The organism is Bacteroides sp. ZJ-18, assembly GCF_011038705.2.
Classification (GTDB): domain Bacteria; phylum Bacteroidota; class Bacteroidia; order Bacteroidales; family Bacteroidaceae; genus Bacteroides; species Bacteroides hominis.
In genome coordinates, this window is sequence record NZ_CP072198.1 from 4,741,398 (window position 1) to 4,767,380 (window position 25,983).

At 44.8% G+C, this 25,983-nt stretch carries 23 protein-coding genes; 10 read left to right on the forward strand and 13 right to left on the reverse strand.

Annotated elements, in window-relative coordinates; translation table 11 throughout:
• Positions 1-792, reverse strand: coding sequence for a phosphonoacetaldehyde hydrolase (gene phnX / locus G7Y45_RS19210; RefSeq protein WP_005808231.1), 792 nt, complete (start codon positions 790-792; stop codon positions 1-3).
• A gap of 193 nt (positions 793-985) precedes the next feature.
• Here phnX and G7Y45_RS19215 point away from each other — a divergent pair, with 193 nt between their 5' ends.
• Positions 986-1,864, forward strand: coding sequence for a hypothetical protein (locus G7Y45_RS19215; protein WP_005808233.1), 879 nt, complete (start codon positions 986-988; stop codon positions 1,862-1,864).
• Between the two features lie 102 nt (positions 1,865-1,966).
• Here the strand turns inward: G7Y45_RS19215 and rseP are convergent, their stop codons facing one another.
• The 7 genes from rseP to tsaB form a co-directional block, all read right to left on the reverse strand.
• Positions 1,967-3,322, reverse strand: a complete 1,356-nt coding sequence (gene rseP, locus G7Y45_RS19220) for an RIP metalloprotease RseP (protein ID WP_165016137.1) — start codon at positions 3,320-3,322, stop codon at positions 1,967-1,969.
• Positions 3,323-3,341: 19 nt separating this feature from the next.
• Positions 3,342-4,508 (reverse strand): 1-deoxy-D-xylulose-5-phosphate reductoisomerase, encoded by a 1,167-nt coding sequence (locus G7Y45_RS19225; protein WP_165016140.1) that lies wholly within the window; start codon positions 4,506-4,508, stop codon positions 3,342-3,344.
• A 2-nt stretch (positions 4,509-4,510) separates the two neighbouring features.
• On the reverse strand, positions 4,511-5,371 hold the full coding sequence (locus G7Y45_RS19230; protein ID WP_005821606.1) for a M23 family metallopeptidase: 861 nt from the start codon (positions 5,369-5,371) through the stop codon (positions 4,511-4,513).
• 66 nt (positions 5,372-5,437) lie between these two features.
• On the reverse strand, positions 5,438-5,980 hold the full coding sequence (rimM, locus tag G7Y45_RS19235) for a ribosome maturation factor RimM (protein ID WP_005808241.1): 543 nt from the start codon (positions 5,978-5,980) through the stop codon (positions 5,438-5,440).
• Positions 5,977-7,281 (reverse strand): UDP-N-acetylglucosamine 1-carboxyvinyltransferase, encoded by a 1,305-nt coding sequence (gene murA / locus G7Y45_RS19240; protein WP_005808243.1) that lies wholly within the window; start codon positions 7,279-7,281, stop codon positions 5,977-5,979. Before murA ends, rimM begins: the two co-directional genes overlap by 4 nt.
• 47 nt (positions 7,282-7,328) lie before the next feature.
• The gene (locus tag G7Y45_RS19245) at positions 7,329-7,946 is read right to left on the reverse strand and encodes a DUF4290 domain-containing protein (RefSeq protein WP_005781202.1); all 618 of its coding nucleotides are present in this window, start codon (positions 7,944-7,946) and stop codon (positions 7,329-7,331) included.
• A gap of 49 nt (positions 7,947-7,995) precedes the next feature.
• Positions 7,996-8,685 (reverse strand): tRNA (adenosine(37)-N6)-threonylcarbamoyltransferase complex dimerization subunit type 1 TsaB, encoded by a 690-nt coding sequence (gene tsaB / locus G7Y45_RS19250; protein ID WP_005808245.1) that lies wholly within the window; start codon positions 8,683-8,685, stop codon positions 7,996-7,998.
• A gap of 176 nt (positions 8,686-8,861) precedes the next feature.
• Here tsaB and G7Y45_RS19255 point away from each other — a divergent pair, with 176 nt between their 5' ends.
• The 5 genes from G7Y45_RS19255 to nadD all read left to right on the forward strand — a co-directional run bounded on the left by G7Y45_RS19255 (position 8,862) and on the right by nadD (position 14,552).
• On the forward strand, positions 8,862-10,169 hold the full coding sequence (locus tag G7Y45_RS19255) for a sensor histidine kinase KdpD (RefSeq protein WP_032539759.1): 1,308 nt from the start codon (positions 8,862-8,864) through the stop codon (positions 10,167-10,169).
• Complete coding sequence (locus G7Y45_RS19260) at positions 10,166-11,794, forward strand: histidine kinase (protein WP_165016143.1); 1,629 nt, start codon at positions 10,166-10,168, stop codon at positions 11,792-11,794. The genes G7Y45_RS19255 and G7Y45_RS19260 overlap by 4 nt, the downstream gene beginning before the upstream one ends.
• A gap of 629 nt (positions 11,795-12,423) precedes the next feature.
• Entirely contained in the window at positions 12,424-13,302 is an 879-nt protein-coding gene (locus G7Y45_RS19265; protein WP_005781209.1) for a YicC/YloC family endoribonuclease, read from the forward strand.
• 12 nt (positions 13,303-13,314) lie between these two features.
• Positions 13,315-13,929, forward strand: coding sequence for a guanylate kinase (gene gmk, locus G7Y45_RS19270; RefSeq protein ID WP_005781211.1), 615 nt, complete (start codon positions 13,315-13,317; stop codon positions 13,927-13,929).
• A gap of 32 nt (positions 13,930-13,961) precedes the next feature.
• A complete protein-coding gene (gene nadD, locus G7Y45_RS19275; protein WP_005808251.1) occupies positions 13,962-14,552 on the forward strand; it encodes a nicotinate (nicotinamide) nucleotide adenylyltransferase in 591 nt (196 codons plus the stop codon).
• On the opposite strand, the gene G7Y45_RS19280 is transcribed toward nadD, so the two are convergent.
• Positions 14,524-15,579 carry a metallophosphoesterase gene (locus G7Y45_RS19280; protein ID WP_165016146.1) on the reverse strand — a complete coding sequence of 352 codons (1,056 nt, stop codon included), beginning with the start codon at positions 15,577-15,579 and terminating at the stop codon, positions 14,524-14,526. The two genes, nadD and G7Y45_RS19280, sit on opposite strands and share 29 nt — an antisense overlap.
• Positions 15,580-15,680: 101 nt before the next feature.
• Here G7Y45_RS19280 and G7Y45_RS19285 point away from each other — a divergent pair, with 101 nt between their 5' ends.
• On the forward strand, positions 15,681-16,577 hold the full coding sequence (locus tag G7Y45_RS19285) for a 1,4-dihydroxy-2-naphthoate polyprenyltransferase (RefSeq protein ID WP_165016148.1): 897 nt from the start codon (positions 15,681-15,683) through the stop codon (positions 16,575-16,577).
• On the opposite strand, the gene rfbB is transcribed toward G7Y45_RS19285, so the two are convergent.
• The 3 genes from rfbB to G7Y45_RS19300 form a co-directional block, all read right to left on the reverse strand.
• Positions 16,574-17,713: a dTDP-glucose 4,6-dehydratase gene (gene rfbB, locus G7Y45_RS19290; RefSeq protein ID WP_005781217.1), complete on the reverse strand. Its 1,140-nt coding sequence runs from the start codon at positions 17,711-17,713 to the stop codon at positions 16,574-16,576. The two genes, G7Y45_RS19285 and rfbB, sit on opposite strands and share 4 nt — an antisense overlap.
• Before the next feature lie 19 nt (positions 17,714-17,732).
• Complete coding sequence (gene rfbA / locus G7Y45_RS19295; protein ID WP_165016150.1) at positions 17,733-18,596, reverse strand: glucose-1-phosphate thymidylyltransferase RfbA; 864 nt, start codon at positions 18,594-18,596, stop codon at positions 17,733-17,735.
• A 172-nt stretch (positions 18,597-18,768) separates the two neighbouring features.
• Positions 18,769-19,260, reverse strand: coding sequence for a metallophosphoesterase (locus G7Y45_RS19300; RefSeq protein ID WP_122296283.1), 492 nt, complete (start codon positions 19,258-19,260; stop codon positions 18,769-18,771).
• A 56-nt stretch (positions 19,261-19,316) separates the two neighbouring features.
• On the opposite strand from G7Y45_RS19300, the gene G7Y45_RS19305 reads away from it, so the two are divergent.
• A complete protein-coding gene (locus G7Y45_RS19305; protein WP_005821616.1) occupies positions 19,317-21,392 on the forward strand; it encodes an RNA degradosome polyphosphate kinase in 2,076 nt (691 codons plus the stop codon).
• Between the two features lie 65 nt (positions 21,393-21,457).
• Positions 21,458-23,707: an inorganic phosphate transporter gene (locus G7Y45_RS19310; protein ID WP_032532029.1), complete on the forward strand. Its 2,250-nt coding sequence runs from the start codon at positions 21,458-21,460 to the stop codon at positions 23,705-23,707.
• A 78-nt stretch (positions 23,708-23,785) separates the two neighbouring features.
• Here G7Y45_RS19310 and G7Y45_RS19315 read toward each other — a convergent pair whose 3' ends face one another.
• On the reverse strand, positions 23,786-24,184 hold the full coding sequence (locus G7Y45_RS19315) for a response regulator (protein WP_005781227.1): 399 nt from the start codon (positions 24,182-24,184) through the stop codon (positions 23,786-23,788).
• Between the two features lie 116 nt (positions 24,185-24,300).
• Here G7Y45_RS19315 and G7Y45_RS19320 point away from each other — a divergent pair, with 116 nt between their 5' ends.
• On the forward strand, positions 24,301-25,935 hold the full coding sequence (locus G7Y45_RS19320) for an ABC-F family ATP-binding cassette domain-containing protein (protein WP_044302039.1): 1,635 nt from the start codon (positions 24,301-24,303) through the stop codon (positions 25,933-25,935).
• The last annotated feature ends 48 nt before the right edge of the window (positions 25,936-25,983 follow it).

A 25,983-nucleotide genomic window follows, 5' to 3' on the forward strand; every position in this document is an offset into this window, starting at 1 on the left:
TTAAGAATTGAGTTTTGAATTAATAGTTTGAATCAGTGCGGGAAGTTCTTCGATGCTACGAATGACGTAAGAGGCTCCCGCAGCCAGCATACGTTCTTTGACTTCGGAGACGCGGGCTTCGAGTTCAGTTTCGGACAGACTGCCGGCCTCCTTCTCAGTAAGTGCCATTTCATTACTGCCCAACACGATTCCCACACTCCATACTTTAGCGTTGACACCTTCTTTGATGTCAGCAATGGTATCACCTACTTTAACCACGGTATCGAGACACGGCACGCCCAGTTTTGTGAGATTCTCGAAAACCATGTACGGAGCCGGACGTCCGGCAGGCAGCAGATTCGGAGTAGCACAATAGTCTACACGATAACCTTTAGCCTCAGCCGCAGGTTGCACCACGTCCATCATTTCACGTGTATAACCGGTAGTAGAGCCTATCTTCAGTCCTTCGGCACGGAGTTTTTCCAAGGTAGGGATTACACCCGGAATAGGATCTGTGTACTCTTTCAGAGAAGCAAAAAGATATTTCTCAAACAGCCGGTTCAGTTCCACCACGTCTTCCTCCGTCCAGTCACGCTGATAGCGGGCAGTGAATTGCTCGTTTACTTCGGGCATAGTCAGCAGTTCACGAATGTGCTGAATCTTGGGCAACCCCATCGGTTTCCGGGTTTGCACGACGTCAATCGTCAGCCCTTTTTCGGCAAAGGCCTTGATGAAGGCGGCCACCGGAGCGAAACATCCGTAGTCGACCGCAGTTCCGGCCCAGTCCATAATGATACATTCAATCTTTTTCATTTTATATCTATTTTTCCTTGTTTTTGAATCCGGTGCAAATGTAGGGCATAGCGGACAGAGCAAAAATGAATTTGCAGGATTCATTTCATTTATATTCTGCAGGGTTCTGCTGAAATATTAATGTAACATTCATATCATGATTATATAATCCAAAAGTCATATATTTGCAATGCAAACAACGTGTCGATATACCATGAACGAACTTGAAGAGATATACAAAAGAATAGAATACCTCCGTAACAACGGAGTGAAAATGAAGGAAATAGCCGACTGGATCAATATGGCCCCCAGTGTGTTGTCCGCACTCTATTCGAGTGTACTTCCTGCTTACCTGAATCTGCAAAAAACCAAAACACAGGAAGAGGCACTGGACGAAGCACTGGCTTTGGTGAACAATGTGTCGAAAAAACGCCTGCTTGGCAATCTGAGCGGAATGAAGGAGCGCTTGTTCGACCTGGAACCCGACCAGGAAACAAACAACATGGGAAATACGTTCCTGAAACTCCTGGAAAAAGAAATGCAGGGGTCTGTAGAAGAAGTGTATAATTATAGCGGTACATATCTGAGTTACAGTCTCTCTTCATCGACTGACAGTCTCAAGGCAGAACCCTATCTGATCTGCGCATCAGAGAATAATGATTACGTCAAAGTAGGCATGATCAATGCTTATAAATCGGTACATTGGGGAAGCGGCATCATCAGCAATCATCAAAACTCCTATCTGATGTTCAACGAACGGGAACTGCCACAGTTTGCCATGGTCACCATTTATCTGCAACTGCCACATTATGAATATCCCAACATGCTAAAGGGATTGTATCTATGCCTGGACTACAACCACAACCCGATAGCGCGGAGAATCGTCCTGGTGAAGCAATCGGACAGCACGGATATAGACGCATTTCTGAAAATGGAAGGCAGACTGATTCCCAAAGCGGAACTGACACCGGAAGAAGAGATCTATTATAACTATACATGCCAGGAAGGCGACTACATAAAAACCTGTACAGTACCGTCACCCAAGTTGGATGAATCGGATCTGGAGAGAGAAAAGAAGATGCTGAAAATATAAAAAACTACCATTAACGATCATAAACCACGAGCTGCAAGTATCCGCGGAATAATCACGCAATCACTTGCAGCTCGTAGTTTATTTATAAGATGTTACTTCCGTCTAAAAGAAGAACCTCAGTATATCATTGAAATTTGCCCAAATCAAGAGACCGAACAACAGGATCATACCCGTCATCTGTGCATATTCCATAAATTTATCACTCGGCTTGCGGCGGGCAATGATTTCATAGAACAAGAACAGTACGTGTCCACCATCCAGTGCAGGGATAGGCAAGATGTTCATAAACGCAAGGATGATAGACAGGAAAGCGGTCATGTACCAGAACAGATGCCAGTTCCAGGTTGCAGGGAAAATACTGCCGATGGTTCCGAAACCACCCAACTGTTTGGCACCCTCCTTGGAGAAGAGATATTTCATATTACCCACATAACCTTTCAACGTCTTCACCCCCAACGCCGCACCGGCAGGGAATGATTCGAAAAAGCCATACTCCTTCTTTATAACAGGAAGAAGCTGATCTGTATACTTATTGATCACTACTCCCATCTTAAAAGCAGAGTCAGTGACCACAGTCAACATATCCGTCTTTCCGTCGCGTACATAAGTCAACGTGATCTGGTGCGGATCGATGCTATCTTTCTGTAATGCTGCTGCATTCTTTCTTCGGTCAGCCATAGCCATCAGGAAGTCCGAATAAGAAATCGACTTTCCATCGAGGGCAATGATACTGTCCCCCTGTTGGATACCGGCCATTGCCGCAGGTGAATTGACCATCACACTGTCTACTACATAAGGATAGCGGAATTCGGCAAAACGAACACTGTCTGCCAGCAAACGCTGCATCATATCTTCCGGGATGTATACAGAGGCCTTTTTACCTTCACGCAACACCGTTACCTCACGTGCATCGGCAATCTGACTGAGCATGTCGGGATCATAACGTACAAAGTCCACTCCATCGGCAGACAACAAAATGTCTCCGTCCTGGAATCCCACCGCTTTGGCCGTTTCATTAAAATCCATACCCAACGGAGCTTCCTGCACGGGAACGTACTGATCTCCCCATTTAAACAAGATCATGGAATAAATGAACAAGGCCAGGAGGAAGTTGAACAACACGCCGCCTACCATAATCAACAGGCGTTGCCATGCAGGTTTGGAGCGGAACTCCCATGGTTGTTCGGGTTGTTTCATCTGCTCCGTATCCATTGACTCGTCAATCATACCGGCAATCTTGACATAACCTCCCAAAGGCAGCCAACCGACAGCATATTCTGTCTCACTTTTTTTAGGTTTAAATTTGAATAGTGTGAACCAAGGGTCAAAGAATAAGCAAAATTTTTCTACCCGTACTTTAAACAGGCGGGCAAAGAGAAAGTGCCCCCCTTCATGAATGATGACGAGCAAAGATAAGCTCATAATCAATTGCAGGGCACGGATTAAAAATGTTTCCATCAGATTATTTACAATTTATTTATTTACAAATTAATTCACGGGCAATCCGGCGTGCTTCCGCATCAGTTGCCACATAGTCATCATAGGTAGGAGTCTGTACGAAAGATACCTGCCCCATGGTCTGTTCTATCACATCACTCATGTCGAGAAAGCTGATTTCATCACGAAGGAAAGCAGCCACTACCACTTCATTAGCCGCATTGACAATGCAGGGCATATTCCCTCCCCTATACATCGATTCGTAAGCCAAGGCCAGATTACGGAACCGCTTGGTATCGGGTTGCTCAAAAGTAAGGTTCGTACATTTCGAAAAGTCAAGCCGGTCAAAAGACGAGTTGACACGATCCGGATAAGAGAAAGCGTACTGGATAGGCAGACGCATATCCGGCATACCCAACTGGGCCTTTACGGCTCCATCCTCGAATTGTACCATCGAATGGATAACAGACTGCGGATGTACTACCACCTCTATCTGACTGGGATGTACTCCAAACAGCCATTTAGCTTCAATCACTTCAAAGCCTTTGTTCATCATCGAAGCAGAATCAATGGTGATCTTGGCTCCCATTTCCCAATTCGGATGCTTCAATGCCTGCACCTTCGTCACGGTTTTCAGCTGATCCATGGTACATGTACGGAAAGGACCACCGGAAGCAGTCAGAATTACTTTCTCGATCGGATTGCCCACCTCTCCGGCCAAACACTGAAACACGGCTGAATGTTCAGAATCGACAGGAAGAATCGGTGTACGGTATTGCTGTGCCAACTGATTAATCAGCTCTCCGGCAACAACCAGCGTCTCCTTGTTGGCAAGCGCAATCGCTTTTCCGGCACGAATGGCATTCATGGTCGGCTTCAGCCCTGCATAGCCTACCATAGCTGTCAGTACGACGTCAATAGGACCGGACTCTACAATCTGGCATAAAGCGGCAGTACCGGCGTAAACTTTAACAGGCAGATCGCTGAGGGCCTCTTTCAGTTGTACATATTTCTCTTCGTTAGCTATAACCACAGCCTCAGGCAGGAACTTACGTGCCTGAGCTATCAGGAGATCTACCTTATTATAGGCAGTCAGTGCATAAACTTCATACAGTTCGGGATGCTCCTCGATAACCTGTAAGGCCTGTGTACCGATAGAGCCCGTAGAACCTAAGATAGCTATTTGTTTTTTCTTTATCTCGTTCATTATTAGAATACAATGTATTTTTCAGGATTAACCGGCCGTCCTCTGTGCCAAAGTTCAAAATGGAGATGCGGACCGGTAGTGAGCGTTCCGCTATTCCCGACCAGAGCAATTGCTTCACCGCCTTTCACAGTATCTCCCTCACGCTTCAGCAACGAACCGCAATGTTTATAGACTGATACAAAATCCTGGTTATGCTGTACCTCGATCAGATAACCGGTTTCGGCCGTATAAGTACTCAATATGACTGTACCGTCAAGGGTAGCCAGAACACTTTCATTGGGATTAGCGGCAATATCGGTTCCAAAATGTTTCTTCTCAGCATTAAAATGATCGGATATCATACCACGGGTCGGACGATAGAAAATCAATCCGTTCACATCGGGCTGAGAGGTAATAGAGGTCAGATTATATTTTTCGGTCTCTTCATATTGGCGACGGAAAGCTTCTTCACGTTCGGAACGGGCTATCAACGAATCTTCACGCATAGTGGTCAGTGAATCCATTGACTGTACGGTATCCACCCGCACTGTTCCGCTGAAAATATCTTGTATATTCATGATATACATATTCTGACGGTCCACCAGCTGTTGCAAAGAATCCACCCGCAAGGCATTCTCAACAACCTGCGCACGAATATCACTGTTCATATATCCCGGCAAATAGTTGCGTAAAGGGGTGAAAGTGATAATGGCAGCAGCAAACAGGAAAAGCAGGGTCAGAACCGAAAGTAACACGGAAAGCCCGTTCAACTTGGATACATGAAGTCCCACCACCTCTTCGAGCGTATTCTCGTTGATGATAGTGAGTTTGTACTTGAACTTAATATTGTTCCAAAAAGCTTTACTGCGTTTCTTTTTCGGCATTATTATAGGATATAGCGTACAAATGTAAGCATTTCGCTTTACTTGCCGCCTGTTTCTTTATGCTATTTAACTTTCTTCATCATCGCACTCGTCCAAAGACAGCAGGCCCTCGGGCAAATCGACTGTAATGATTTTGTGTTTCTGGTCAATACCGGCTATAAATTCTTCCTGTGCCGGAATCAGCAGTTCATCTCCATCCCGGTCCACCACAAACAAAGTGTTAACGGTAGATGTATCTACGTCTGTCACCTCACCTAAAGCACCGTGGTGAACATCTTCCACCCGAAAACCCACAAAAAAGCTCCATGACAGCTCTCCCGGTTCGGCCTCTTCTACATGCTCCACCGGGAAATAGACTTCCACATTGGTAAACATCCGGGCACGTTCGGCCGTATCCACCCCTTCAAGTTTTACCAAAGCGGTAGAGTCGGACCGAAAACGGTACTCTTCTATAAAAAAGGGAACAAAGATATCATCCAGCCGGCAAATCAGGTAATCGCAGTCCACCCGGTCAAAAATATCATCCGTAAAGGTAAACGACAATTCTCCGTGGATACCATGCGGTTTATTGAATAATCCGATCTTATATACGTCTTCTCTTCTTATCATATGCGTGTGATTCTGGCTCCGATGGCATTCAGACGCCCTTCAATGTTTTGATATCCCCGGTCGATCTGCTCAATATTATGGATCCGGCTAATGCCTTCGGCACTCATCGCAGCGATAAGCAAGGCGATACCGGCACGTATATCGGGAGATGTCATATTGCCACCCCGCAAAGTAAATCCATGATTATGACCGATAACGACTGCACGGTGCGGATCGCAAAGAATGATCTGGGCCCCCATATCAATTAACTTATCCACAAAGAAGAGGCGGCTTTCGAACATCTTCTGATGAATCAGCACACTCCCTTTCGCCTGGGTAGCCACTACCAGCATGACACTCAACAAGTCCGGAGTCAGCCCCGGCCAGGGAGCATCGGCAATGGTCATAATAGATCCGTCGATAAAAGATTCGATTTGATAACAGTCCTGAGCCGGTACATAAATATCATCTCCTCTCTGTTCGAGCTTAATGCCCAACCGACGGAAACTTTCAGGAATAATGCCTAAATTCTCGTAAGAGACATTCTTAATGGTTATTTCGCTACGGGTCATTGCAGCCATACCGATGAAACTGCCTACTTCAATCATATCCGGCAATACGGTATGATCCGTTCCATGGAGTTCGTCCACCCCTTCAATCGTCAGCAGGTTCGAAGCTATGCCGCTGATTTTTGCTCCCATCCGGTTCAACATTTTACAAAGCTGCTGCAAATAAGGTTCACAAGCGGCATTATAAATCGTAGTCATCCCTTTGGCAAGCACGGCAGCCATCACTATATTGGCTGTTCCGGTAACAGAGGCTTCATCGAGCAGCATATAAGTGCCTTTCAGCTCTTGTGCCGAAATCTCGTATACACCACGTTCTTCATTATAAGCAAAGTCAGCTCCCAGGTTCTGGATCCCCACAAAGTGCGTATCCAATCGCCGACGACCGATTTTATCTCCGCCCGGTTTGGATATCATTGCTTTGCCAAAACGGGCAACCATCGGTCCGATCAACATCACCGATCCCCGCAGGCTGGAACATTTCTTCAGGAATTCATCACTCTCCAGATAAGCGAGATCTACATTTTCAGCTTTAAAGCTATATGAATCGACACCTGTCTTCGCCACCGTTACTCCCATATCCCGCATCAATTGAATCAGGTTATTGACGTCCAGAATATCCGGGATGTTATTTACTGTCACTTCTTCGGCGGTAAGCAACGTAGCGCAGATAATCTGCAACACTTCGTTTTTGGCACCTTGCGGATGAATGTCCCCACTGAGCCTGTGTCCTCCTTCGATTACAAATGAAGCCATGTTTTAGGTGATTAGTGGTTAATGATTAATGATAATAATCTCCTTACTTAGAATTTTCTTCTCTGATTATTATTTCTCTGGTTATTGTTGTTATTCGTACGCGGACGATAATTCTGGGCAATACGTTCAGACATCAAACGCAAAATCTCGTCATCCATCTGCAATTTACCTCCTGAGAATTCAGCCAGATCTTCAGCGATCTTCCGGTCGTCCACCGTATCTTTGTTCCAAGCCATATAATCTTTCTTCATGTGATTGCAGATAAGGGCTACCAGATTCTTCTTTTCGTCCCCTTCCGGAAACTCACATGCCTTTTTAATCAACACTTCCAGTGTACGGCCATAGTGGCGATAACGGATCTTAGTGCTCGGATAAGGAATCGAATCGGGTTTCGTCACCAGATTGTCCTTGCGGATAATCTCGTAAGGATAGTCTATATCCAGCTTAAAGTCTGACATAATGGCCAGATGATCCCACAGCTTATGTTTGAAATCGGGTACATCTCTCAAATGAGGAAACATGTTACCCATGATATTGATAACGGTATTGGCACAACGCTGGCGTTCGGAACGGTCTTGTATAGTCAATGCAAAATCGACCATATTCTGGATACTGCGCCCATATTCGGGCAGCGGCATTCTTTTCTGTTGAGTATTATACTGCATGTAGTTAAATTTTAATTTGAAAATAGAAAATCCAAAGGGTTGAAAAGTATCAAAGTAACTTCTTGGGTTGGGAAGCCACAAACTCTTTCAGATAGAAGGGCTCAAAATAAGCCACATCTTTATAATCATTAATAGCAATCGCTTTTTCGGCAAGTGGAAACATCATCTTTGCCAATGGATGGATGTCGTCAATAAAATGCGCGTTGGGATGCGTAATCTTTTCACGGCACTTTGCTGCTCCGTTCCCAAAGAAATAAACCGGGTGCTTCTCTAAAAACTCAAGATAAGAATTTTCGTCTACAATGTCGGCTGAAATCTCACGCCTCACATTCAGCGCACGGTCGTATATAGCCGCATATACCTCCATTCTCCGGGCATCGATCATCGGACAAATCAGTGCGTCTTCGGGCAATTCGTGATAAAGCAATACCGGTACACTCAGTACCTCCAGTGTAGGAATACCGATTAACGGGACATTACGCCCGTAACAAATGCCCTTTGCCATTGAAACACCGATACGTAATCCGGTATACGATCCGGGACCGCAACTGACGGCAACCGCATCCAACGGAATAGCATGACTATCGATGAAAGACAATGCTTCATCTACAAATACTCCCAACGAAACGGCATGTGAAGGCCCCTTAAGGTCCTCTTTCACAAAAATATTCTGCCCGTCTTCACTCACAGCTACCGAACAAACGGCGGTAGAGGTTTCAATATGTAGGATACACGACATAATAATCAGATTATTAAATTGACGCAAATTTACATGATTATTTTCAGATTACCGCACCGAGATATAAATAAAGCGCATTTCCATTCAAAATCATTGCATTAAATTAAGTTTTTGCGTACTTTAGCAGACTATTTTATACAAGCAAAAGATAAATATAACAAGTTTTAAAATTAGAGATGAAACAGGCATGCTACTATATAATGCTGTTATTATTTGTAGAGTTGGCAGGTATCCCGACGACCGTACAAGCTACAGAATCAAGCGAAACGAAGCATTTTGCCGTTTTGTCAAATGACAGCCCGGCAGAAAAGTACAGTGACTACGGTACATCTGCAAAGGGGAAGTTCCTTCCCGACAGTTGTTACCTGTCACTCACTCAAGCACAAAAAGAAAAAGCACTCGCACGGCATGACTCACTAATCCGCAGCATAGAAGCAGGAAAAGCTCCGGAAAACATCAACATCGTCGAAATTTACCAGAACAGAGGGCATCTGTTGCGTTGTCTTCACCGATATAAAGAGGCTTGCGCAGCCTACGACCGATCAATGATCGTTTCCGACTCACTAATTAAGAAAGAGTATGGTGCACAAGTCGACTCCCTCCGCCAGAAACATGATGTAAATACATTATTACTTGAAAAAATAAATTTGCAGTCAGAAAAGCGTCAGGTAGCTTTCATCTTTGCTCTATGCATCTTGTTCATAGCTATCTGCATCAGCTTATATTACTACCAGACACTGGCCAAGACTCAAAGACTTCAAAAAGAGGTATTGCAACAGAGCATCAAAGCACAGGAGAGCGAAGAGGTGAAAGCATCTTTTATCAAATCCATCTGTCACGAAATACGTACACCGCTCAATTCTATCAACGGCTTCTCCGAAATATTAAGCGATGACTTCTCTACTCCCGAAGAACAAAAGGATTACCAGCTTATTATTCAGGAAAACACCCGTCTGCTCACCTCACTGCTCCATAGCCTGGTAGAAGTGGCCAATCTGGATAGCCTGACAGCAAGTCTCACACTGAAACCTATAGAAATAAACCACTATTGCCGTCTCGAAATGCAATATCTGGAAGAAACGGAAGGAAAACCGGAAATAGATTATCAACTCAATTTACCGGAGAACGATTATAAAGTCTATGCCCACCCGCAATATCTCAGCTTATTGCTCCGGGCTTTGCTGAACAACGCCAATAAGTTTACGACTCAGGGGTTCATCAATCTCAGTTGCCGGAAAGACAGCAGACGGAAGATGCTGATGGTCAGTGTTACAGATACGGGATGTGGAGTACCGACGGGCAAGCACGAATATGTTTTCCGGCGCTTCACCAAACTGGATACTTTCAGGCAAGGAAGCGGATTGGGACTTTACCTTTGTAAACTGATCATCAGGCACATGCAAGGAGATATCTACATTGACAAGACGTATACGAAAGGATCCCGCTTTATATTTACCCTACCGATGGAGAACGCTAAGAAATGAAAAAGAAATACTACATCTGGATTATATTGCTATTCATTGTAACAATATCCCAAGCCGCCCCTTCGATCAAGGACAGTTTACAAAACATACTGCAAAAAACGAAAGAGCCTACTCAACGTGCCGAATTACTAATCAATATATTAGACCTGTCCGATTCCTCACCCGATGAATTGGAAATCGCCCGGAAACTTTATTCCGAAGGGAAGAAAGCGGACGATAAAATGGCCATCGGCGCATCTCTCAGCACACTCACCATTCACTATATGCAGGATCTGGAAAAGAAAGATTCACTTACCCTTCTGCTGAACGAAGCAGAAAAGTTGCTGGAAAACTCAGATGAAGAGGGACTTGCCACCTATTACAAAATGACTTATAAAGCCCGGCTCCTGCAACTTGCTCCCCGGGAAGAAAGGGTAAAAGTCTGCAACCGGATACAGCAGGAACTGAACGACCGGAAAGAGTCGGAAACGCCTTATGAAAAGGCCGAACGTCTATTCCTCACCGGAGTGATCCATTATCTGTTAATGGCTATGACCGAAAATATAGATTATAAAAACGCCCTTCCCTATTGGGAAGAAGGATGGAATTTGGCAGAGGGTTTTCCACCTACTGCCCGCAAAAACTTTACAGGCAATCTATATATCATGCTAAGCGTGAGTTACCGCAGTCTGAAAGACAGCAAACGCCTGATGGAAGTATCTAACCAGTACTTGCAAAGACTGGATGAATATTTCAGTCGGGAAGATGTAATCCACCGGCGCCCTTACTTCTACAAAAACAGTTTATATGTGCTGTGCTACCAGCAACTGATGCTAAACCATCAATTGATAGGGCGACAGAAAGCACATGAATATTATCTGCGTTATTGTAACTATGTCCGTCACGGAAAAGGAGATGCCCTGTTACGCAATAAACTTTTTTTCTACGATTTAAGTCAAAGTTATTTCAGTAGTCTGGGCGAATATCCACAAGCACTCGCCTTTTGTGATTCACTGATCCAGATGGTAGAAACCGGTAAGGCTATCAATACGGCCTCGGTGACTCACTATAAGACCAAAGCCAAATTACTCCGGGAAATGGGACGTGCCGAAGAATCCTGTCAGGTTTACGACCGGGCTATGTTTCTGGCCGATTCACTGACCCGTAAAGAACAACTCGGCGAACTTGGAGAAATACAGGTAAAAAATGAAGTCGCACAACTGGAACTGGAAAAAGCGGACATTATTACCCGAATCAGGAACATTGCTTTTTACAGTACCATCCTACTGACTTTCGTTGTCATCGGCTTTACTGTTTATCTTTCAATCAACCTGAAACGTACCCGCAAACTACAAAAAGAGTTGCTACGCCAGACCCAAAAGGCTCAGGAAAGCGAACGAATGCAATCAAACTTCATCCGGTCGATGTATAACGATGTGCACATTCCTCTCAATCACATCAACAAACAGACTCAACTGATAGTAGGCACTTCACTTTCGCCCACCCAAAAGGCAGAATGTTCGGAACAGATAAAAGAGAGCTGCCAGCAATTGACTTCGCTATTGGATGAAATGCTCGAAAAGGCTTACCACGAAAGTTCGGCAGAAGCAAAAGATGCTCCGCCGGACCACGACTCTTTCATTTAACAACCGCCTTCCTCCCTTGCCCCCCCACAAAACCCTCCATTCGCACACAACGATGCGGAAGCAGCGCTTCGTTGTTTCTTTTTTAAGAAAGAATCCGACCGGCTATTACCGGAGAAGTGTAGTAGATTAACCATTGTCATACAACTCTTTATCCCAGCCCGCATACCTGGGCTGATAAGCCCACATACCCGGGCTGATGAGCCCGCATACCCAGGCCGATGAGCCCACATGCCCGGACTGAGATAAAGATCCGACCATTTGCACTAAAGAGAGTAAGGGAAATGAAATGCTTTTAGAGAGATTAACGGATAAGAAATTGGACATATCCATTTGTTTTCCAAACCGTTACTGCTGAAACACCCCCTAAAACAGCGGGTGGAAGATGGAAGATGGGGGTGGAAGATAAATGGCATAAAAACCGCATCTTCCACCAATCTATACATCTCACAATCAACGATATGCACTCTAAAAGGTGGAAGATGGAAGATCGAAACGTGTTTTTTGTATGGGAGGAAGACGGTTGTTAAATGAAAGAGCCGTGCCGCCCGATTAAACAAAATGTCTTTTTTATCCATTTACAGCGGTTATCTTAAAATTATCCCGTATTTTTGCACAAAACTTTTGGTAATATGATACAATCCATGACGGGATATGGCAAAGCAACTGCCGAACTTCCCGATAAGAAGATTAATGTAGAGATAAAATCGCTCAATAGTAAAGCGATGGATTTGTCGGCACGAATCGCACCGGCATACCGTGAAAAAGAGATGGAACTCCGCAATGAAATTGCACGTGTGCTGGAACGTGGAAAAGTAGACTTCAGCCTCTGGGTGGAAAAGAAAGAGTGCGCAGAAGCCGCCACTCCCATCAACCAGGTATTGGTAGAAGGATATTATAACCAAATCAAAGCTATCTCCGAAAACCTCCACATTGCAGTACCCACTGACTGGTTTCAGACTCTGCTCCGCATGCCGGACGTGATGACACGTACCGAAACACAGGAGCTAAGCGAGGAAGAATGGGGAATAGTATATGCAACCGTCAAGGAAGCTGTTTCACATTTAGTAGATTTCCGTAAGCAGGAGGGTGCCGCCCTTGAAAAGAAGTTCCGTGAAAAGATTGAAAACATTCATCGTTTACTTGAATCGGTAACACCTTATGAAAAAGAACGGGTGGATAAAGTTAAAGAACGAATCACAGATGCGCTGGAAAAAACACTGAGCGTAGATTATGATAAAAACCGTCTTGAACAGGAACTGATTTACTACATCGAGAAACTCGACATCAATGAAGAGAAGCAACGCTTGAGCAACCACCTGAAATATTTCATCAGTACCCTTGAAAACGGTAGCGGACAAGGTAAAAAGCTGGGATTCATCGCTCAGGAAATGGGACGTGAAATCAATACGCTCGGCAGCAAATCGAATCATGCTGAAATGCAAAAGATTGTGGTACAGATGAAAGATGAGCTGGAACAGATCAAAGAACAAGTGCTGAATGTGATGTAACAACGACAGATTATGAATTTAACAGAAAGAATAACTACCCCACCTCAAAAGGGTGAAGCCAAAATCATCATCTTTTCTGCTCCTTCCGGATCGGGCAAGTCGACAATTATAAATTATTTGTTGGGCCAGCAGCTGAATCTTGCATTCTCCATTTCAGCTACCAGCCGTCCGCCACGAGGAAATGAAAAGCATGGAGTAGAATATTTTTTCCTCACTCCCGACGAATTCCGCCAGCGCATTGCAAACAATGAATTTCTGGAATACGAGGAAGTTTATACCGATCGATTTTACGGAACTTTAAAAGAACAGGTAGAGAAACAGCTTGCTGCCGGCCAGAACGTAGTGTTCGATGTAGATGTGGTGGGCGGTTGTAACATAAAAAAATTCTATGGTGACCGTGCACTTTCACTTTTTATCCAGCCCCCTTGTATCGAGGAGTTACGTCGCCGCCTGATCGGGCGTGGCACAGATGCTCCCGAGGTCATTGAGAGTAGAATAGCCAAAGCCGAATATGAACTAAGTTTCGCTCCGAAATTTGACAAAGTAATCATCAATGATGACCTGGCAACAGCCAAGGCACAGGCATTAAAAGTGATTAAAGAGTTTCTGGGTATCGATGCGGAATAAGATCTGTGTTCTCTTATTTGTGATTATAGCATATGGAAAAAACTAAAACCGGAATCTTCAGCGGCTCTTTCAACCCGATACACATCGGACACTTGGCACTTGCCAACTATCTGTGCGAGTTTGAAGGGCTGGATGAAGTTTGGTTTATGGTCACTCCGCACAACCCCTTCAAAAAGCAAGCAGATTTATGGTCTGACGAGCTGCGTCTGCAACTGGTACAGCTTGCTATTGAAGGATATCCACGATTCCGTGCATCCGATTTTGAATTTCATTTACCTCGTCCCTCCTATACTGTCCACACACTCAACCGTCTGAAAGAAGTATATCCCGAAAGGGAATTCCAACTGATTATAGGCTCTGACAACTGGAAAGTATTTGACCAATGGTTCGAATCGGAACGTATTGTCTCAGAAAATAAAATACTCGTTTATCCTCGTCCCGGTTTTCCGGTAGATGCCTCACAACTACCCCCGAACGTACACTTAGCGCATTCTCCGATATTCGAAATCAGTTCCACCTTTATCCGTCAAGCTCTGGCTGCCGGAAAAGATGTGCGCTATTTCCTTCACCCGGCTGTGTACACGAAAATCAAAGCTATTCATTCCGCAAACGATGTAATGTAATCATCACAATTTCGGCCGGTGCTCCAATACGGATATTCTTGTTTGAAGTACCGATCCCATTGGTTACAATCATCGGAATTTTAGCTGAATTATATTTCAATCCTGTCAGGAACCGACTGCCATAATGCGAAGGAATGATGGGAGCATAGCCAAAAATACGTACCTGCCCTCCATGCGTGTGTCCGGCCAGCACCAGATCAGAATTAGCGACAGACACATCTTCGGCATAATCAGGAGTGTGTACCAACAGAATCACAAAATCCGATGAAGAGAGGGACAGAGTAGGAGAAACACCGTTATTGGCAAGATCAAACGGGTTACGTACACCGGCCAGAATAATCTGCTCACCATTGCGCCTCAACGTGTCAAGCTGATGTTCAAGAGGGCGCATGCCATAACGTTTCATTTCACGGATAATCTCATCATGACAACGTTCATAGTCGTTATTTCCCATCACACCATAAGTACCCAACGGTGTTTTCACTTTAGCCAATGCCGCAAAAAGTTCGGGTACAAACTGACACCCTTCCTGGTAATCACCTCCCATCAACAATACATCGGCATGCTGTGCGTTAAGCAAACGTACCAGACTCTCCAGCCCTTTCTCCTTGAAAAGGCTTTTATAATGCAAGTCCGAAATAAAGGCGATACGGAAACCATCAAAAGCTTCGGGAACATCACGATGGGTGAAATCGTATCTTTTCACCCGGTCGATCCCCGGATAAACAGAAGATACACTGACAGCAGAACTGGTGATATTTGTTCCCCGGGCTACAACAGGCGGAATCGAACGCGTTATCCCGGAAGAGGCAACCTGCCCCTTTTCTGCTGCTTTCCGTCTGGCAGAAAGTCTTTTGAGTCCGGAAGTATCAGGAGCAAACAACCGGGCCACTACATCGGAGCTGTCCGGACGAATGGAATCGGTATTCAATACCGGACAGGCAATCGGAGAAACCAGGTTTTTCTTTGATTTACAGGACGAAAGCAGCAATAAAAGTGCCGCCAATAAGTATATTGTTTTCTTCATATTCTCTAATATCAGGAGCGCAAAGATAGGCAAAAAAGCAAAAATATACATTTTTTTGCCCTATCTTTGTTCTCTTGAAACGAATTATATAGAAAAAGAGAATGGAAGAAGTAAGACGGAACTCGTTACAGGCATGGATACTTGCTGCCCGTCCCAAAACATTGGCAGGTGCCATTACCCCGGTAATGATTGGTTGTGCATTGGCTTATGCCGACGGAAAATTCAGTTGGATACCGGCATTAATCTGTTGTTTGTTTGCCGGCTTAATGCAGATTGCCGCCAATTTTATCAACGACTTATTTGACTTTCTGAAAGGTACCGACCGGGAAGACCGCCTCGGTCCGGAACGTGCTTGTGCACAAGGCTGGATTTCGGCGAACGCCATGAAGAAGGGCATATTCATAACAGTAGCCCTCGCCTGCCTGATTGGTTGTAGCCTCCTATTATATGGCGGCTGGGAATTGATCCTTGTAGGTACGCTATGTGTATTATTTGCTTTCCTGTATACCACAGGTCCTTACCCGTTATCCTACAAAGGATGGGGAGACGTATTAGTCATCGTGTTTTTTGGTTTTGTCCCGGTAGGCGGTACTTATTATGTACAGGCCCTCAACTGGACACCGGACGTTACGGTTGCTTCATTGGTGTGCGGACTGATTGTAGATACATTACTGGTAGTTAATAATTACCGGGACCGGGATGCCGACCGGAAAAGCGGGAAAAAGACGGTTGTTGTTCGTTTCGGTGAACCTTTCGGAAGATATTTCTATCTGTTGCTCGGCATCATAGCCGCTTGGCTCTGTTTCTGGTTTTTATTCAGCGGACATTTATATGCGACTCTCCTGCCTCAGTTTTACCTGTTTTTTCATATCCGGACCTGGAGAAAGATGGTACAGATACACAGCGGTAAAAAGCTAAACAGCATATTGGGCGAAACTTCGCGAAATATGCTGCTTATGGGGATCCTATTATCAATAGGACTGATTATAAACGGTTAACGTTTGCTATACATCCGTTCGTAATATTTCTGATAATCACCGCTGGTAACTTCTTCTACCCATTCCTGATTATTCAAGTACCATTCAATTGTTTTCACAATGCCCACCTCGAATTTCGTTTCAGGATACCATCCCAAGGCATTGGTGATTTTCGTCGGATCGATGGCATAGCGCTGGTCATGACCCAGACGGTCCTTTACAAACGTAATCAAGTCTTCATTGATCCAGTCAACCGAGATTTCACCATCGGCATTCTTTTCTTTCTTCTTCAATACTTCACGATATTCGGGATGTTCCGACATCAGGCGATGAATCGTTGCAATGGTCAACTTCACTATCTCAAGATTTGTCTTTTCGTTATGTCCACCCACATTGTACACTTCACCTTCACGTCCTTCACGAACTACCAAATCGATGGCCTTGCAATGATCTTCTACGTACAGCCAGTCGCGCACATTGCTGCCATCGCCGTACACCGGAAGTTTCTTACCCTCAAGAATATTCTTGATAATAAGCGGAATCAATTTCTCCGGAAAATGATAAGGACCGTAATTATTTGAACAGCGGGTGATGGTCACCGGCATCTTATACGTATCATGATAAGCCATAACCACCATATCGGCACTGGTCTTTGATGCACTGTAAGGGCTATGCGGACAGAGTGGAGTTGTTTCATGGAAATACCCCTCAGCCCCCAGCGAACCGTAAACTTCGTCGGTGGATACCTGATGATAGCGTACTCCTTTACGCCAGGTAGGATACCCGTATTCATCCTTACCGGTCACCCATGCACGACGTGCCGCATCCAACAGGTTTTGTGTTCCCAAAATATTGGTCATCAGGAACAGTTGAGGATTCTCAATGCTACGGTCTACATGACTTTCGGCAGCAAAGTTAACTACATAGTCAAATTTATACTCACCAAAAAGACGGTCAGCCAGTTCACGATCACAAATATCACCTTTTACAAAAAAGCAACGTTCGTTATCAATGTCGTTTGCAATTGTTCCGAGATTTCCGGCATAAGTCAGTGCATCGAGCACTACCACTTTGATATCGCTGTGTTTAGCCAGAATATACTTCAGATAATTGGCACCGATAAATCCGGCAGCACCGGTTACAAGATAAGTTTTCATATTCTTTATGATTGATTTATTAATTTGCTAAGTCTATCAGATATTTACCGTATTCGGTTTTTCCCAACTTCTCGCCCAGAGCTTTCAATTGAGATGAAGAAATCCATCCGTTACGCCAAGCTATTTCTTCAATACAGCTCACATAAAACCCCTGGCGGTTCTGAATAGTGGCTACAAAGTTGGATGCCTCAAGCAGGCTGTTGCAGTTTCCCGTATCCAACCAGGCAAAACCGCGCCCGAAAAGTTCCACTTTCAGCGTTCCCTCACCGAGATATAATTTATTCAAATCAGTTATTTCATATTCCCCCCGAACAGACGGTTCCAGAGCAAGTGCCTTTTCCGTCACCGTGGCATCATAAAAATAAAGTCCGGGTACCGCATAGTTACTTTTAGGTACAACCGGCTTTTCTTCTAACGAAATCACCTTTCCACTTTCATCGAACTCCACTACTCCGTAAGCACGAGGATCTTTCACATAATATCCAAAGATACAAGCTCCCTTCTCAAGAGTAGCCGCCCGGCGAAGCATGGCTGAGAAACCCTGCCCATAAAACAAATTATCTCCCAATATCAGGCACCCCGGTTCGCCATCCAGAAAGTCAGCTCCCAATACAAAAGCCTGAGCAAGTCCATTCGGCTGCTCTTGCACCCGATATGAAAAAGACATTCCAAACTCCTCACCGGTACCCAAAAGTTCACGGAACAACGGCAGGTCACGGGGAGTAGAGATAACCAGCACTTCCCGTATTCCGGCCAACATCAATGTAGAAAGCGGATAGTATATCATCGGCTTGTCATACACCGGCATCATTTGCTTCGATATGGCTTTTGACAGCGGATAGAGTCGGGTGGCACTGCCACCGGCAAGAATAATTCCTTTCATATTTTGAACATTATGAGTTACGGGCTACAGGTTACATACTGTAATAAACAATACATAAGTATCTCGCACAGTTACTTGTAATTTGTAGCACATTGCTTATGGCTTACATCTCTCAAACCTGTGACAAAGAACGGAAAGAAATCTGACGTGACAAAATAAAAATACAAATTTATTAACCGGCCAGTTCAATCACTTCCAAATCCTTGAACACACCATTATCTATGGCAAAACGGACCATTGTACGTACTTTATGAAATCCGGACATTCCCGCAGCACCGGGATTGATATGAAGCATGTCCAGTGTCTTATCATATTTTACCTTTAATATATGCGAGTGTCCGCTGATAAACAACTTAGGTGGATGCACCAATAAGCTTCCCTTGACAGACGGGTCATAATTTCCAGGATATCCCCCGATGTGCTTCATCAGCACTTCGGCACCGTCCACCGTAAAACGACTCACCTGAGGAAACATCCGGCGAATTTCCTGCCCGTCAATATTACCATACACAGCACGGAAAGGGCGGAAAGCCGCCAATTTCTGCGCTACCTCCACTGAACCAATATCTCCGGCATGCCAGATTTCATCGCAAGTTTCAAAATATTGCAAGTATTTTTCGTCCCACCAGCCGTGTGTGTCGGACAATAAGCCAACTTTTGTCATACTTTCTTTGTTTATCTCTGCAAAGGTAACTATATTTGGGCAAACCTTATATGCAAATGGGAAACAAATACCAATACTTTAAGAGAGATATCAGTTGGCTGTCATTCAACTACCGGGTACTTCTGGAAGCTGATAACGATCGATTGCCACTCTACGAACGTATCAATTTTATCTCTATTTATTCTTCCAACCTGGAAGAATTTTATAAAATCAGAGTAGCCGACCACAAAGCTGTCGCCTCCGGCGTAACAGAAGGATCAGAAGAATCCCAGCAGTCAGCCAAGGTTTTGCTGGAAGAAATCAACAGGGAAGTGAACCGGCAACTGGAAGACCGTATCCACATTTATGAAAAGAAAATTATACCTGCATTACGCAAAAACCATGTCATTTTTTACCAAAGCCGTAACGTTGAGCCTTTTCACCAGCAGTTCGTAAAAGACTTTTTCCGCGAAGAGATATTTCCCTACTTGCAACCGGTACCGGTATCCAAAGACAAAGTGATCTCTTTTCTACGCGACAACCGGCTCTACCTGGCTGTCCGCCTGTTTCTGAAAGACACAAAGAAAGAAGATGCCAACCATTTGCAATACTTTGTAATGAAACTGCCATATAGTAAAGTGCCCCGTTTCATCGAACTGCCCAAACATGGGAAATATTATTACCTGATGTTTATCGAAGATATTATCAAAGCCAATATTGGTGTCATCTTCCCGGGCTACGAAGTGGACTGTAGTTATTGCATCAAGATATCGAGAGATGCCGACATCATGATAGACGATACCATCAGCAGCGTCGATTTGGTGGAGCAAGTAAAGAAAAAGATTAAAAAACGCAAGATAGGTGCCGTATGCCGTTTTGTATATGACCGTGCCATGCCTGACGATTTTCTGGACTTTCTGGTAGATGCCTTCCGAATCCAACGTGAAGAGTTGGTACCGGGAGACAAACATCTGAATCTGGAAGACCTGCGCCATCTGCCCAATCCCAGCCATTCTATTCCCCGGATGGAGAAACCTGTACCGATGAAACTGAACCGGCTGAATGATAAGGAGTCTATTTTCAGTTACGTAGAAAAGAAAGATCTGTTATTATACTACCCTTACCACTCTTTCGACCATTTCATTCATTTCCTTTACGAAGCCGTGCACAATCCCGAGACCCGGGAGATCATGGTGACGCAATATCGGGTAGCGGAAAATTCGGCTGTCATCAATACCTTGATTGCCGCGGCACAGAATGGCAAGAAAGTAACGGTATTTGTAGAACTCAAAGCCCGCTTTGATGAAGAAAATAATCTTGCCACTGCCGAAATGATGAAAGCTGCCGGCATCAATATCATATATAGTATACCGGGACTGAAAGTTCACGCCAAAGTGGCCCTTATACGTCGCCGTAGTTTCAACGGAGAAAAGATTCACAGCTATGCTTACATCAGTACCGGCAATTTCAACGAAAAGACAGCAACGCTATATGCGGACTGCGGATTATTCACCAGCAATCCGGTCATCGTACATGACCTTACCAACCTCTTCCGTACCTTGCGCGGTAAAGAAAATCCCAAGTTCACCCGGCTGCTCGTGGCCCGTTTCAATCTGATTCCCGAACTAAACCGATTGATCGATAAGGAGATCGAACTGGCCGAGAAAGGAAGAGGCGGCAGGATCATTCTGAAGATGAATGCCTTGCAGGACCCTATCATGATTGACCGACTCTATGAAGCGTCACAAAGGGGTGTAAAAATAGACCTGATTGTGCGGGGCATTTGTTGCCTGATCCCCGGACAGGAATACAGCCGTAACATACGTGTCACCCGTATTGTAGACAGTTTCCTGGAGCATGCCCGCATCTGGTATTTCGGTAACGCCGGACATCCCAAAGTATATCTGGGTTCACCCGACTGGATGCGCCGAAACTTGTACCGGCGAATAGAAGCCGTGGTGCCTGTCCTCGACAGTGAATTACGGGAAGAAATCGTCGACATGCTGCATATCCAGCTATCAGACAATCAAAAGGCCTGCTTCGTTGATGAAAAGCTGAATAACATATTCAAATTCAAAGCAAGTGCTGCACCGGTCAGGGCACAGTATACTTTTTATAATTACCTTAAAGAGAAGAATGAAACATTTCTGTAACATGTATGACATTTCTCTGCAATACGAAAATCCGTCCTTTGCAGCCAGAAATAACATACACATTTATGGAGACAATTTATCTATGTATCATTATCTTCCTATTCGTGCTTGCCGTATTCGATTTGATGGTCGGCGTAAGTAACGATGCGGTAAATTTCCTGAATTCGGCTGTCGGAGCGAAGGCGGCATCTTTCAAAACAATATTGTTTATAGCCGGTGCTGGCATCTTCATCGGGGCCTCCTTATCAAACGGCATGATGGACATTGCAAGACACGGCATCTACCAACCGGAGCATTTCTACTTTGCCGAAATCATGTGCATCCTGCTTGCCGTAATGCTGACGGACGTCGTCCTGCTCGACGTTTTCAACTCAATGGGAATGCCTACCTCCACCACCGTTTCGATGGTATTCGAACTTCTCGGAGGTACTTTTGCCCTGGCACTGATTAAAGTGCACAACAGCGACACGCTGGGACTGGGAGATCTTATCAACACCGACAAAGCCCTGTCCGTCATCATGGCAATCTTTGTCTCAGTTGCCATTGCCTTCTTCTTTGGTATGCTTGTACAGTGGTTGGCACGTATGGTGTTTACATTCAATTATAAAAACAAGATGAAATACAGCATTGCCCTGTTCGGTGGCATTGCTTCCACTGCCATCATCTATTTCATGGTAATAAAAGGATTGAAGGACAGCTCGTTCATGACTTCTGAAAACAAGCAGTGGGTACAAGAAAATACAATGATGCTGGTAAGCTGTTTCTTCGTCATCTCTACCATCCTGATGCAGATATTACATTGGTTGAAAGTAAATGTATTCAAAGTAGTTGTCCTGCTGGGAACTTTTGCATTGGCATTGGCATTTGCGGGTAACGACCTTGTCAACTTCATCGGTATACCTTTGGCGGGTTACTCTTCTTTTATGGATTATACAGCTAACGGAACCGCTGTAGGCCCTGATGGTTTCCTGATGACCTCACTGATGGGTTCAGCCAAAACACCGTGGTACTTCCTGATAGGTGCCGGAGCCATCATGGTATATGCCTTGTGCACCTCCAAAAAAGCACATGCAGTAATCAAGACTTCAGTAGACCTCTCCCGCCAGGATGAAGGAGAAGAGAACTTCGGAAGCACACCGATAGCACGTACCTTGGTACGCTTCAGCCTCACGCTTGCCAACGGCATTTCACGTATTACTCCCGAAAGCGCCAAACGCTGGATGGATACCCGCTTCCGCAAAGACGAAGCCATCATAGCCGACGGAGCGGCATTCGACCTGGTTCGTGCCTCTGTCAATCTGGTACTTGCCGGCCTTCTGATCGCCGTGGGTACTTCACTGAAACTCCCCCTCTCTACCACTTATGTTACTTTCATGGTGGCCATGGGTACTTCACTTGCCGACCGTGCCTGGGGACGTGATTCAGCCGTTTACCGCATCACAGGTGTGCTAAGTGTCATTGGCGGATGGTTCATCACAGCCGGAGCCGCTTTCACCATCTGTTTCTTCGTTGCTATGATCATCCATTTCGGAGGCAGCATTGCCATCATCGCACTGATCGGACTGGCAGCATTCACATTGATCCGCAGCCAGTTGATATACAAGAAGAAAAAAGAAAAGGAAAAAGGCAATGAAACCCTGAAACAACTGATGCAAGCTACAAGTAGCCACGAAGCCTTGTCGTTGATGCGCAAACACACACGTGAAGAACTGGGCAAAGTATTGGAATATGCAGAACAAAACTTCGAACTGACCGTCACATCGTTCTTACACGAAAACCTCCGCGGACTACGCAGAGCAATGGGATCTACCAAATTCGAAAAACAACTGATCAAACAGATGAAACGCACCGGGACTGTAGCAATGTGCAAACTGGATAATAACACCGTACTTGAAAAAGGACTTTATTACTATCAGGGAAATGACTTTGCCAGTGAATTGGTATACAGTATCAGCCGTCTGTGCGAGCCCTGCCTTGAACATATCGACAATAACTTCAATCCGCTGGATGCCATCCAGAAAGGTGAATTCGGAGATGTAGCCGAGGACATCACCTATCTGATCCAGCAATGCCGCCAGAAGTTAGAAACCAACAATTACAATAACTTTGAGGAAGATTTGCGCCGTGCAAACGAACTGAACTCACAACTCTCACATCTGAAGCGCCAGGAGTTACAGCGTATCCAGAGCCAAACAGGCAGTATTAAAGTGAGCATGGTTTATCTGACCATGATTCAAGAAGCACAAAACGTAGTGACTTACACGATCAATCTAATGAAGGTAAGCCGTAAATTCCAAATGGAAACAGAAATCTGAAAACAAATATCCTCTTAAAATAAATAGGGCTGATTTCATTATTGAAGTCAGCCCTATTTATTTTAAGAGGATATAATCTTACCATTTAATCTCGGGGAAATAACTATTCAGGCAATTCCGGAGAGCACTTACCGTAATGGGCTTTACCAGCACCTCGGTTGCACCGGCCTCGATGGCATTATCCCGGTCCGAACTGAAGGCATAAGCAGTCTGCATGATGATAGGCAGGGTAGCTCCTTGTTGACGAATGATCCGGGTTGCTTCCAGTCCGTTCATAATCGGCATCTTAATATCCATTAAAATAGCCCACGCTTCTTTTCCGTGATCACGGTATAAATTCAGCATTTCTTCACCGTTCTTTGCCCATAGAATGTCGCATTTTTTACCGATAATAGCTTTAATCAATTTGAAGTTACTATCATCATCTTCGGCCACAAGAATAAGAGGACGAAGACTTTTTATTTCTTCATTTTCCATTTTATATAATAGGTTTACTTTTAATTCTACATTCAATCTTATTCGATTCAGCCCGCAAGGTATAAAAAAAAATCATAGTTTTGATTATCTTTGCGGCTAAAATTTAAAGAAGCGATATGATTTCAGTAGACGGATTGGCCGTGGAATTCGGCGGAACCACTTTATTTAGCGATATTTCATTTGTTATTAACGAAAAAGACCGCATCGCGCTCATGGGAAAAAACGGTGCCGGCAAAAGTACCTTGCTCAAAATTCTGGCAGGAGTACGCCAGCCTACCCGTGGCAGAATATCTGCCCCTAAAGAGTGCGTCATTGCTTATCTGCCCCAGCACCTGATGACAGAAGACGGACGGACGGTTTTCGAAGAGACAGCGCAAGCTTTTGCTCACCTTCACGAGATGGAAGCCGAAATAGAACGTATGAACAAAGAGTTGGAAACACGCACAGATTATGAAAGCGACAGCTATATGGAGCTAATAGAAAATGTGTCGACCCTCAGCGAAAAGTTCTACGCCATCGATGCCACCAACTACGAAGAGGATGTAGAGAAAGCACTGCTCGGTTTAGGATTCATGCGTGAAGACTTCCACCGGCAAACAAGTGACTTCAGTGGCGGATGGCGGATGCGCATCGAACTGGCAAAACTTTTATTGCAAAAGCCGGATGTACTTTTACTGGACGAGCCTACCAACCATTTGGATATCGAATCCATTCAATGGCTGGAGGATTTCCTGATCAATAACGGAAAGGCGGTAATTGTCATCAGTCACGACCGAAAATTCGTCGATAACATTACTACCCGCACCATCGAGGTGACCATGGGACGTATTTACGACTACAAAGTAAACTATTCCAAATACCTGGAATTGCGTAAAGAACGCCGCGAACAGCAACAGAAAGCCTATGAAGAACAACAGAAGTTTATCGCTGAGACAAAAGACTTCATCGAACGCTTCAAAGGTACCTACTCGAAAACACTTCAGGTACAAAGCCGTGTAAAAATGCTTGAGAAACTGGAAATATTGGAAGTGGACGAAGAAGACACATCAGCATTGCGCCTGAAGTTTCCACCTTCCCCACGTTCGGGAAACTATCCTGTCATTATGGAGGGAGTAGGTAAAACCTATGGTGACCATGTTGTTTTCCGAAATGCCACACTTACAGTCGAACGCGGAGATAAGGTAGCATTTGTCGGCAAAAACGGCGAAGGTAAATCAACGTTGGTAAAATGTATCATGAACGAAATAGAACATGACGGTACCCTGACGTTGGGGCACAATGTGCAGATAGGATACTTTGCGCAGAATCAGGCATCGTTACTGGACGAGAACCTGACTGTATTCCAGACTATCGATGACGTGGCCAAAGGAGAGATACGTAATAAAATACGTGACCTGCTGGGAGCATTCATGTTTGGCGGACCGGAAGAGTCGATGAAAAAAGTAAAGGTACTCTCGGGAGGTGAGCGTACACGCCTGGCCATGATCAAGCTGTTGCTCGAGCCTGTAAACCTGCTGATTCTTGACGAGCCGACCAACCACCTCGACCTGAAAACCAAAGACATCCTGAAACAGGCGCTGAAAGATTTCGATGGTACACTGATTGTAGTATCACACGACCGCGACTTCCTGGACGGGCTGGTGACCAAGGTATATGAATTTGGCAACAAAAAAGTAACAGAACACCTGTGTGGCATTTATGAATTCCTTGAAAAGAAAAAAATGGATTCGCTGCGGGAGCTGGAGAAATAAAATTGCCGCACCTTATCTTATTTAATATTTGATAACTAACATATGGTA